10 protein-coding genes are annotated in these 11,714 nt (G+C 47.5%); 9 read left to right on the forward strand and 1 reads right to left on the reverse strand.

The genetic code is table 11. The annotated features are described in order from the left end of the window. Nucleotides 1-64: 64 nt before the first annotated feature. Complete coding sequence (locus KTQ90_RS04455; RefSeq protein WP_022159012.1) at nt 65-712, forward strand: HD domain-containing protein; 648 nt, start codon at nt 65-67, stop codon at nt 710-712. Between the two features lie 120 nt (nt 713-832). On the opposite strand, the gene KTQ90_RS04460 is transcribed toward KTQ90_RS04455, so the two are convergent. Further along, nucleotides 833-1,765: a glucosaminidase domain-containing protein gene (locus tag KTQ90_RS04460; protein WP_217317340.1), complete on the reverse strand. Its 933-nt coding sequence runs from the start codon at nt 1,763-1,765 to the stop codon at nt 833-835. A gap of 256 nt (nt 1,766-2,021) precedes the next feature. On the opposite strand from KTQ90_RS04460, the gene fabD reads away from it, so the two are divergent. The 8 genes from fabD (at nt 2,022) to KTQ90_RS04500 (ending at nt 11,635) form a co-directional block, all read left to right on the forward strand. Then, the gene (gene fabD, locus KTQ90_RS04465) at nt 2,022-2,909 is read left to right on the forward strand and encodes an ACP S-malonyltransferase (RefSeq protein ID WP_217317341.1); all 888 of its coding nucleotides are present in this window, start codon (nt 2,022-2,024) and stop codon (nt 2,907-2,909) included. Between the two features lie 5 nt (nt 2,910-2,914). Next, a complete protein-coding gene (locus KTQ90_RS04470) occupies nt 2,915-5,050 on the forward strand; it encodes an alpha-amylase family glycosyl hydrolase (protein WP_217317342.1) in 2,136 nt (711 codons plus the stop codon). 22 nt (nt 5,051-5,072) lie between these two features. After that, a complete protein-coding gene (gene pdxS, locus KTQ90_RS04475) occupies nt 5,073-5,948 on the forward strand; it encodes a pyridoxal 5'-phosphate synthase lyase subunit PdxS (protein ID WP_022159016.1) in 876 nt (291 codons plus the stop codon). Beyond that, nucleotides 5,948-6,511 carry a pyridoxal 5'-phosphate synthase glutaminase subunit PdxT gene (gene pdxT, locus KTQ90_RS04480; protein ID WP_022159017.1) on the forward strand — a complete coding sequence of 188 codons (564 nt, stop codon included), beginning with the start codon at nt 5,948-5,950 and terminating at the stop codon, nt 6,509-6,511. Before pdxS ends, pdxT begins: the two co-directional genes overlap by 1 nt. Nucleotides 6,512-6,757: 246 nt before the next feature. Then, entirely contained in the window at nt 6,758-8,377 is a 1,620-nt protein-coding gene (locus KTQ90_RS04485; RefSeq protein WP_217317343.1) for an ABC-F family ATP-binding cassette domain-containing protein, read from the forward strand. 146 nt (nt 8,378-8,523) lie between these two features. Next, nucleotides 8,524-9,114 (forward strand): nucleotide exchange factor GrpE, encoded by a 591-nt coding sequence (locus tag KTQ90_RS04490; protein WP_217317344.1) that lies wholly within the window; start codon nt 8,524-8,526, stop codon nt 9,112-9,114. Between the two features lie 27 nt (nt 9,115-9,141). Continuing rightward, a complete protein-coding gene (gene dnaJ / locus KTQ90_RS04495) occupies nt 9,142-10,314 on the forward strand; it encodes a molecular chaperone DnaJ (RefSeq protein ID WP_217317345.1) in 1,173 nt (390 codons plus the stop codon). Between the two features lie 25 nt (nt 10,315-10,339). Further along, nucleotides 10,340-11,635: a bifunctional folylpolyglutamate synthase/dihydrofolate synthase gene (locus KTQ90_RS04500; RefSeq protein ID WP_217317346.1), complete on the forward strand. Its 1,296-nt coding sequence runs from the start codon at nt 10,340-10,342 to the stop codon at nt 11,633-11,635. Nucleotides 11,636-11,714 lie beyond the last annotated feature (79 nt).

An 11,714-nucleotide genomic window follows, 5' to 3' on the forward strand; every position in this document is an offset into this window, starting at 1 on the left:
GTATGTTCTTGCAAAATTAACCATAATAGATTAATTTTGCAATTAAAATTAAATTTTTCGAAAGATGAATGGAAGAAACGTGAGTCTCGATCTGATGGAGTTTGTCGAGCAAAACATATTACCCCGCTACAATTCCTTTGACAAAGCGCACCGTTTGTCGCACGTCAACCATGTTATAAAGCAGTCGCTTGAACTTGCCTTAAAATGTGGCGCAGACATCAATATGGCGTATGCCATAGCTGCCTATCACGACCTCGGGCTGGAGGGTCCGCGTGCCGTGCATCACATACAAAGCGGCAAAATATTGATGGCAGACCGCCGCTTGCAACGCTGGTTCTCAGCCGAGCAGCTACGCATTATGAAAGAAGCCGTAGAAGACCATCGTGCTTCGGCGTCGCATGCTCCTCGTAGCATCTACGGCAAGATTGTAGCCGAAGCTGACAGAGACCTTGAGCCGATGCATATCTTCCGTCGCACGGTGCAGTATGGCTTGAGCCATTACCCCGAATACAGCAAGGAGGAACAGCGCAAACGCTTTTTTGAGCACCTCGACCACAAGTATTCTGCACACGGATACATACGCTTATGGCTTCCCAACTCGCCGAACACAGAGAATTTGAAGGTTATAAGAGACATGATAAACGATAGAAGTGCGTTGGAAGATATCTTCGACACGTTGTTCGAAGAGGAAAAGAATGCATCCGAAGACTAATAAAAATCATCCGCAACGACCGACACGCATGTACGTATCATTCGTTGCGGATGTTCGTATCGGTCGGCTCAGATGTGCGTGCCGACCGGCGCGTATCATTAACATACGCTTAATATATTCTTAATATACTCTAAGTTTGTCGCCCACCTTAATCTGATAATCGGGACTGAGGTGGTTTTTCTTGTAAAGGCTTGACAAACGGATACCGTATTTCTGTGAAATCAAGTACATGCTCTCGCCGTTCTGCACTATATGCGGACGGTTCTTGTATTCCTTTGTCGCCTTCTTGCGCTTCTTTTTTAGATAGATAACGTCGCCGGCAGCAAGCTCCTCTTTGTACGACCGTTCGTTGTATTTGGCGAGTTTTCGCTTGCCTATACACAGTTCCTTTGAAAGCGACTGGAACGAGTCGCCTTTTCGTGCAATCACATAATAGTTCTTGTTGTAAGCCTTTATTACGTGGAAGTTGCCGTCGGGCGCAACACCATCTTCCGTAGAATGCTTCACCATGAATTGGTCGAACTTCTTAGCCTTATCATACTGGTTAAGATTGTAAAGCTCAATAATCTGAATGAGCTTCGAAGCATACTGCGGATTTGTAGCGTAACCACATTGCTTCAGTCCGCGTGCCCAACTCTTGTAGTCGGTGCGCGAGTAGTTGAACAGTCGAGCGTAGCGCGATTGTGTTGCAAGAAAACGGCTGTGGTCCTCGAAACTCTGACGTGGATTGTCGTATGCTCTGAAGCACTCTCCGCGTTCGTCGTCGTCATGAAACACACGACGACCGGTCCAGCCGTGGCATTTTATACCGAAATGGTTGTTAGACGACTTTGTAAGCCAACTTCTGCCTGCGCCACTTTCCAATAAACCTTGCGAGAGAGTGATACTTGCCGGAATGTTGTATTTCAGCATCTGTTCGATAGCAAGGTCCTTGTATTGGTCTATGTATGCCTGATAAGCCGAATTCCATTTGATTTGGGCAGACACATGAGTCACCGATAGTATCAGCGCAACAAGTGTCAATAGCGCATATTTCATTCTTGAAATGTTCATATATTATAATGTAGAGTGTTAAATATTGATTTTTGAGGGTATATAGGCTCAATGATGGGGGCATATCAAAGGCTTACAACTGCAAAGTTAGTGTTTTTTAGCAACAATTAATCAAATATCTATAGCGATTGTCACATTTTTTGTATCTTTGCATAAAATAACGCAAACCTTAACTATCAAGCTTGCTTGAAACGATGGGGCGCAATGTTATAAATGAAAAGAATAATTAATATTTTAATAATATAAAATAGAAGAAATGAAAGCATTTGTATTTCCTGGTCAAGGATCACAGTTTGTAGGTATGGGCAAGGACCTGTACGACAATAACGAAAAAGCAAAGGAACTTTTCGAGAAGGCTAACGAGATTCTCGGTTTCCGCATCACAGATATCATGTTCGAGGGCACCGACGAAGAGCTTACTCAGACAAAGGTTACACAGCCTGCTGTATTCCTTCATAGTGTTATCTCTGCACTTTGCCTTGGCGAGGATTTTGCTCCTGCAATGGTAGCTGGTCACTCCCTCGGCGAACTTTCTGCGCTTGTTGCAGCCGGTGCGTTGAGCTTTGAGGACGGCGTAAAGCTTGTTTCTGCACGTGCTATCGCTATGCAGAAGGCTTGCGAGGCGGCTCCTGGCACAATGGCTGCCGTTATCGGTCTGCCCGATGAGAAGATAGAGGAAATCTGCACAGAGGTTAGCACAGACGGCAACATCGTTGTTGCTGCCAACTACAACTGCCCAGGTCAGCTCGTTATAAGCGGCAACGTGGACGCTATCAACGCTGCATGCGAGAAGCTGAAGGCTGCCGGCGCTAAGCGCGCTCTGCCTCTGAAGGTGGGTGGCGCTTTCCACTCTCCGCTTATGCAGCCTGCAAAGGAGGAACTCGAGAAGGCTATCAAGGCTACTACATTCTCTGAGCCTAAGTGCCCAGTTTACCAGAACGTAGACGCACAGCCGCATACCGATCCTGCTGAAATCCAGGCTAACCTCATCGCACAGCTCACAAGCAGCGTACGTTGGACTGCAAGTGTGCAGAACATGATTAAGGCTGGTGCTGACGACTTCACAGAGTGTGGTCCTGGCAAGGCTCTCCAGGGAATGATTGGTCGTATCGACAAGACTGTGTCTGCCCACGGCATCATTTAATTGGTATGGCTCAGCAGAAAATCATAATATATCAGATATTCACACGATTGTTCGGCAATCGTACCAATGTGTGCAAGCAGAACGGTACGATTGCTGAGAACGGTTGTGGAAAGATGAACTTCTTCTCCGACGAGGTGCTTCAGCAGATTCGCGCTAAGGGCATCACCCACGTATGGTATACGGGTGTAATCCGCCACGCGTCTATGACCGATTACTCCTCGTTCGGCATTCCACGCCAGCATCCGGCTGTAGTGAAGGGTAGAGCAGGTTCGCCGTACGCCATCACCGACTATTATGATGTTGACCCCGACTTAGCAGAAAATGTGAATGAGCGTAGTGCGGAGTTCGACGCACTCGTCGAGCGCACTCACAAAGCAAACATGAAGGTCGTCATCGACTTTGTTCCTAACCACGTTGCACGCCAGTACCACTCGGTCGTAAAGCCCGAGGGCGTTGAAGATCTCGGCGCAACAGATAACAAGTCGATGGGATTCAGCCCTAACAACAACTTCTATTATAATGTAGACCAGCAGTTCGCTCCGAGCATCGACCTCTATGCAGGCGAAGCTGAACCTTATACGGAGTTCCCGGCAAAGGCAACGGGCAACGATCATTTCGATGCGTTCCCAGGCAAGAACGATTGGTACGAAACCATAAAGCTAAATTATGGTGTAGACTATTGTGATGCTGGCGGACGCTCTGAACACTTCACACCCGTGCCAAGCACATGGCACAAGATGCTCGATATATTGTTGTATTGGGCAGCAAGAGGTGTAGATGGATTCCGCTGCGATATGGCAGAAATGGTGCCTACAGCGTTCTGGAGTTGGGCTATAGCAAAGGTAAAGGCTGCCTATCCCGAGATTCTGTTCGTAGCAGAAGTGTACAACCCGATGGATTACCGCCATTATGTTGCTTCTGGCTTCGACTATCTTTATGATAAGGTGGGCATGTACGACACTATGCGCAGCATCATCTGCGAGGGTTATCCTACATCAAAGATTACTACAGCTTGGCAGTGGGTTGACGATATTAACGATCACATGCTCTACTTCCTTGAGAATCACGATGAGCAGCGCATAGCAAGCGACTATTTCGCTGGCGATGCATTCCGTGCTTATCCTGCGCTTGTGACGAATGTACTTATGCGCAAGAATCCGTTCATGGTGTATGCAGGACAAGAGTATGGTGAGCGTGGTATGGACGAAGAAGGCTTCAGCGGTTGCGATGGCAGAACAACGATATTCGACTATTGGACCGTTCCTTCTCTGTATCGTGCATTCGTTTCTGGCGAATCGACCAAGGAAGAAAGCGAGCTTTCGCGTCTCTATTCCCAGGTTCTCAATATTGCAAATTCAGAAAAGGCTGTAAGCGAGGGTGACTTCTTCGATTTGATGTACGTAAACGAGCATATAGCTAATCGCCAGTATGCTTTCTTGCGCAAATCGAATGACGAACTATTGCTCGTCGTTGCCAACTTCGACAACCAGAAGGCGTCGGTATCGGTGAACATACCCGACCATGCGTTCAACTTCCTCAACATTCCGCGCAAGGATGTCAAGGCTGTCGACTTGCTTTCGGGCAACAACGTTGAGGTGCGTTTCGGCTCTACCACTTCAGTAGACGTGGATGTAGATGCTTATAAATGTGTAATACTTAAAACGAAATTGAGTATGGATACAGAAGAGATATTCAATGCACACAACAAAGAGGAGTTTCCTCCAGCTCACACGGCAGAACACTTGCTCAACCAGACAATGGTTAGAATGTTCGGATGCGAACGCTCGCGCAATGCTCACATCGAACGTAAGAAAAGCAAGATAAGCTTCATTCTCGACCATAAACCTACACGCAAGGAAGAGAAGGAGATTGAGACGCGCATGAACGAACTCATCGAGGAAGACCTCCCCGTGAAGTATGAGATTGTTGATCGCAACAATATTCCTGAAGGCATCAGTATAGACCGTCTGCCGGAAGACGCATCCGAAAACTTGCGCATTGTGCGCATCGGCGACTACGACGCGTGTCCGTGCATAGGCAAGCATGTACGTTCTACCTCACAGATAGGCAAGTTCGTGATGCTCGGTACGAATTGGGACGAAATGAAACATTCATTCAGAATCAGATTCAAAATAATCTAATTACAATTTACTTAATAACATTATGACAGAAAACAGACAAACATTGAACCGTAACTTGGCTCAGATGCTCAAGGGCGGTGTGATCATGGACGTTACTACTCCAGAGCAGGCTCGTATCGCAGAGGCTGCAGGTGCATGTGCAGTTATGGCGCTCGAGCGCATTCCGGCTGACATCCGTGCTGCAGGCGGCGTTTCTCGTATGAGCGACCCGAAGATGATCAAGGGCATTCAGGAAGCAGTTTCGATCCCTGTTATGGCAAAGTGTCGTATCGGTCACTTCGCAGAGGCACAGATTCTCCAGGCTATCGAGATTGACTATATTGATGAGAGTGAGGTGCTCTCACCGGCTGACGATGTATATCACATCGACAAGACAAAGTTCACCGTTCCTTTCGTTTGCGGTGCAAGAAACCTCGGCGAGGCATTGCGTCGTATCGCAGAGGGTGCTACAATGATCCGTACAAAGGGTGAGCCGGGTACTGGCGATGTTGTACAGGCTGTACGCCACATGCGCATGATGCAAAGCGAGATGCGTCGTCTCAAGTCTATGGCTGAGGACGAACTCTTCGAGGCTGCTAAGGAGCTTCAGGTTCCTTACGAGCTTGTTAAGTACGTACACGAGAACGGCAAGTTGCCGGTAGTTAACTTCGCTGCTGGTGGTGTTGCAACACCTGCTGACGCTGCTCTCATGATGCAGCTCGGTGCTGAGGGCGTATTCGTAGGCTCTGGCATCTTCAAGAGTGGCAACCCGGAGAAGCGTGCTGCTGCTATCGTACAGGCTGTTACAAACTACAATGACGCTAAGAAGCTTGCTGAGCTTTCAGAGGACCTCGGCGAGGCTATGGTAGGTATCAACGAGCATGAGATAGAAGTGCTCATGGCTGAGCGCGGCAAGTAATGAGAATTGCTGTATTGGCACTCCAGGGCGCATTCGCAGAACACGAACAGATGCTCCAGCGCCTTGGAGTTGAAACATTCCAGATCAGACAGCTTGCCGATTGGGAACAACCGAAGGATGGCCTTGTCATCCCTGGTGGAGAGAGCACCGTGCAGGCCAAGTTGCTTAGCGACCTGCACCTACTTGAACCTATCCGCAAAGCTATCAGCGAAGGTTTGCCCGTGTTCGGCACTTGTGCCGGTCTTATTCTTCTTTCTAAGAAGATAGAGGGGGAGCCAGCAACTCGTATATCGACAATGGATACCGAGGTGCTCCGCAATGCTTACGGTCGCCAGCTCGGCAGTTTCTATACCGTTGCGCCGATGAAGGGTGTAGGCGAAGATATTCCTATGACTTTCATTCGCGCGCCGTATATCAGCAAGGTGTCAGGCGACGCAGAAGTGTTAGCTGAGGTTGGCGGACACATTGTGGCTGCACGCCAGGGCAAGCAGCTCGTCACTTCGTTCCATCCTGAACTCAACGAAGACACACGCGTTCATGCGTACTTCCTGAGCATGATTTAATTCATCTTAAATAAAAGAAAGACCTTATCAAGTTTTTGGTAAGGTCTTTTTTTTGTTTTCTCTGCATCATTATTATTCCTGTTGATTTGTAAGAAGACTCCGCCATATCTGTAACATTATTCCAACGGTGATGGAACAACGTTCTATCGCCGTCGGAATAATGCGATATGCTCACCGCAAAATTTGCCCATACCAAAAATAATGTGTAACTTTGCACTCCAAAACTATTAAAGAAGAAAAGGTAATATGATAACAGTTAGCAATCTCGCTATTCAATTTGGCAAGAGGGTTCTCTACAAGGATGTAAATCTCAAGTTCACAGCAGGTAATATTTATGGCGTTATCGGCGCAAATGGTGCCGGTAAGTCAACATTGCTCCGCGCTATTAGCGGCGATCTCGAACCGAACAAGGGCTCAGTTGAGCTTGGTCCGGGTGAGCGTCTCTCTGTGCTTGAGCAGGACCACTTTAAGTTCGACGCTTACCGCGTGCTTGACACCGTGCTCATGGGTCACGAACCGCTTTGGAAGAACATGAAGGAGCGTGAAGAACTCTACAGCAAGCCGGAGATGACAGAGGAAGATGGTGTACGTGCCGCCGACCTCGAGTTGAAGTTTGCTGAGATGGACGGTTGGGAAGCTGAAAGCAATGCTGCACAGATGCTCTCAAACCTCGGTATACCTGAGGCCCTCCATGAGAAGCAGATGAGCGAACTGTCAAACAACGAGAAGGTGCGTGTAATGCTTGCTAAGGCTCTCTTCGGTAATCCAGACAACCTCCTTCTCGACGAGCCGACCAACGACTTGGACCTCGATACCGTACAGTGGCTTGAGGAGTATCTGAGCAACGTTGAACAAACTGTACTCGTTGTGAGCCACGACCGTCACTTCCTCGACGCTGTCAGCACACAGACCGTGGATATCGACTTCGGAAAGGTTACGGTGTTCGCCGGCAATTACTCGTTCTGGTACGAGTCGTCACAGCTCGCTCTGCGTCAGGCTCAGAACCAGCGCCAGAAGGCTGAAGAGAAACGTAAGGAGCTCGAGGAGTTCATCCGTCGATTCTCTGCTAACGTTGCAAAGAGCAAGCAGACTACTTCACGCAAGAAAATGCTTGAGAAGCTTAACGTTGAGGAGATTCGTCCGTCAAGCCGCAAGTATCCGGGAATCATCTTCCAGATGGAGCGCGAGCCGGGCAACCAGATTCTTGAGGTTGAGGGCTTGAAGGCTGTTGACGATGATGGTACAGTACTCTTCGACAACGTAAACTTCAACATCGAAAAGGGCGAGAAAGTAGTGTTCCTTAGCCATAATCCGAAGGCGATGACAGCTCTCTTCGAGATTATCAACGGCAACCGCGAGGCTTCAGCAGGTACATTCAAGTGGGGCGTGACTATCACAACCGCTTATCTGCCGCTCGACAATACGGAGTTCTTCCAGAGCGACAAAAACCTTGTCGACTGGCTCTCACAGTACGGTCCGGGCAATGAGGTTGTAATGAAGGGATTCCTCGGACGTATGCTTTTCTCTGGTGAGGATGTACTGAAGAAAGTGAACGTACTCTCTGGTGGCGAGCGCATGCGTTGTATGATTGCGCGTATGCAGCTTAAGAACGCCAACTGTCTGATTCTCGATACCCCGACCAACCACCTTGACCTCGAGAGTATTCAGGCATTCAACAACAACCTCGTTGGCTTCAAGGGCAATATACTCTTCTCGAGCCACGACCACGAGTTTATCCAGACCGTAGCCAACCGAATCATTGAGCTCACACCGAAGGGAACTATCGACAAGCTCATGGATTACGACGACTACATCTACAACGAGGAGATCAAGGAACTCAAGGCGAAGATGTACGCCAAAGACTAATTTGACACGACAATATACGTCGTAGATTACACGACAATAGAGATAACATATACATTTTTTGTCTATGTTGTCTCTATTTTTCGTGAAACGCAGTTTTGGCAAGGTATTTGCCTAATAACATATAAATACTAAAGCTTAATATAAAAATGGGAAATAAAGAAGACATAGAGAAAAACATCGAAATCAACGACGAAAACGTTGACAAGAATGTCGTTTCTGAAGAAAATACAGAAAACGCATCTGCAAAGGCTGACAATTCGGCAGACAAAATGACAGCCGAGCCTACCATTGAGGAGCAACTCGAGGCTGCCAAGAAAGAGGTTGAGCAATACAAGGACAAGTATCTGCGTGCTGTTGCAGAATTTGACAACTATCGCAAGCGCACCCTTAAGGAGAAAGCAGAGCTTTTGCTCAACGGTAGTGAGAAGGCTGTTTGCGCTTTCCTGCCCATCCTCGACGATTTCGAGCGTGCTATCGCCGACAAGACAGAGGACGTTAACGCCATTAAAGAAGGAATGCAGATTATCTTCAACAAGTTCAACAAGACTCTCGAATCGCTCGGCGTGAAGAAAATCGAAACAGAAGGGAAAGACTTCGACGTCGACTTTCACGAAGCAGTTGCAATGGTTCCGGGTATGGGCGACTATAAGAAAGGTAAGGTTATCGACTGCGTTCAGACAGGCTATCAGCTCAATGACAAGGTTATTCGTCACGCGAAAGTGGCAGTAGGACAGTAATTAAAACCACTTATTCATTAATATATAATGGCAAAGAGAGACTATTATGAAGTGCTTGGCGTCAGCAAGACCGCCACAGACGACGAAATAAAGAAGGCGTATCGAAAGATAGCTATCAAATATCACCCCGACCGTAACCCTGGCAATAAAGAGGCTGAGGAGAAATTCAAGGAAGCAGCAGAGGCTTACGATGTGCTTCACGACCCTCAGAAACGCCAGCAATATGACCAGTTTGGCTTTGATGCTCCTGGCGGCGGATTCGGCGGTAGCGGATTCGGTGGCGCCGGTGGTTTCTCTATGGACGATATCTTCTCTATGTTCGGTGACGTGTTCGGCGGACATAGCGGAGGCTTCGGTGGCTTCGGAGGCTTTGGCGGTGGAGGTCAGCGTCAGAAACCGCAGTACCGCGGTGCCGATTTGCGCATAAAGGTAACGCTTTCGCTTCAGGAGATTGCAACCGGAACCACAAAGAAGTTCAAGGTGAAGAAGGACGTTACATGTACTCATTGTAACGGTTCGGGCGCAGAGAAGGGTAGCGCCAGCGAGACTTGTCCTACATGTCATGGTAGCGGTGTTGTTACTCGCACAGTTCGCACTATGCTTGGCATGATGCAGACACAGTCGGAGTGTCCTACATGTCACGGCGAAGGTACTGTTATCAAGAATAAGTGTAAGGAATGTGGAGGCACCGGCGTCGTTAAAGGCGAAGAGGTAGTCGAGATCAAGATTCCGGCTGGCGTAGCCGAAGGAATGGTTGTAAACGTTCCGGGCAAGGGTAGTGCAGGACAACATAATGGCATTAATGGAGATATTCAGGTGTACATCTCAGAAGAGCCTAACGATACTTTCGTGCGCGATGGCAACGATGTGATTTACAATCTCTTGCTCGATTTCCCTACAGCTGTACTTGGAGGAAGCGTAGAGATACCTACAATAGACGGCTCAAAGGTTAAGATAAAGATTGAACCGGGTACACAGCCCGGCAAGACACTCCGTTTGCGCGGCAAAGGTCTACCATCCGTTCAAGGCTACGGCACTGGTACTGGCGACCTCGTTGTGAATATCAGCGTCTACATCCCGAAGACTCTATCTAAGGATGAGAAGAAGGCTGTTGAGTCGTTCGCTGGAAGCGACAACTTCAAGGGCGACAAGGAGACCAAAAAATCAATCTTCGAGCGCTTCAAGAATTATTTCAACTAATAGCAGACGAGTTGATCTTACAAAAATGAATTATCAGGAAACGATAGAATATCTGTTCAATTCGACCCCCGTCTTTGAAAAGGTGGGGGCTTCTGCTTATAAGGAGGGCTTGTTCAATACGGAGGAGCTTGACCGCCATTTCGGCCATCCTCATCGTAAGTTCAAGACTATTCATGTAGCAGGCACCAACGGAAAAGGTTCGTGCTCGCATACCTTGGCAGCAATTCTTCAGTCGGCAGGTTACAAGGTCGGACTTTATACTTCTCCGCACCTTGTAGATTTTCGTGAGCGCATCCGCATCAATGGCGAGTGCATAGACGAGCAGTACGTTATCAACTTTGTTGAGCAAGAGCGCAACTTTTTTGAGCCTTTACATCCCTCGTTCTTTGAACTCACAACGGCTCTTGCCTTCAAATATTTTGCCGAAAAGAAGGTGGACATTGCGGTTATTGAGGTCGGTTTGGGAGGCAGACTCGATTGTACAAACATTATCACGCCGTTGCTCTCTGTTATCACTAACATAAGTTACGACCATACACAGTTCCTTGGCGACACCTTGGCAAAGATAGCTGCTGAGAAAGCTGGCATCATAAAACCGGGTGTGCCAGTTGTAATAGGAGAGTGTTGTGACGAGACGCGTGAGGTGTTTGAAACTAAGGCAAAAACAGCAAACGCTCCCATCGTTTTCGCAGAAGACAACACGGAAGTGCTTGGATGTTCGCTTGAAGAAAATAACGTTATGCATTATGAAACAAAGACATACGGCGTTATTGAAGGTGAGCTTTGTGGCGATTATCAGCAAAAGAATACCAATACAGTACTCAACGCTGTCAACCAGTTGCGTGAGCTTGGACTCATTAATGATGTCGATTGCGTTACTGCTGGTTTTGCTAATGTGTGTGAAGCAACAGGACTTCTTGGTCGCTGGCAGACATTGTGCAAAACTCCGCTCACCATTTGTGATACGGGACATAACGTAGCTGGTTGGGAATACCTCAGCCAACAGATTGCAAGACAAAATTGTAAGACAAAGCGTATTGTTTTCGGAATGGTAGACGACAAAGACGTACGCCATGTTATGGCGATGTTGCCAAAAGATGCAGTCTACTATTTCTGTAAAGCAACTACTCATCGAGCCATAACTGAAGATAAAATACAGAAGATAGGAGAGGAGTGTGGTCTTCACGGCACATGCTATAGTAGTGTTGAAGCAGCGTATAAAGACGCTTGCAAGGACGCTACGATTGAAGATTTTATTTTCATAGGAGGCAGTAGTTATGTAGTTGCAGACCTTCTTACCTATTTAGAAAATAACAATTAATTGTTTTTAACGGAAAGCACCAAGTAATTTTGGTGCTTTCTTTTGTCGGTTACATTTTTTTTTCGCTACTTTGCATAAA

The sequence above is a fragment of the Leyella stercorea genome (genome assembly GCF_019052365.1).
In the GTDB taxonomy this organism is placed as follows: Bacteria; Bacteroidota; Bacteroidia; order Bacteroidales; family Bacteroidaceae; genus Prevotella.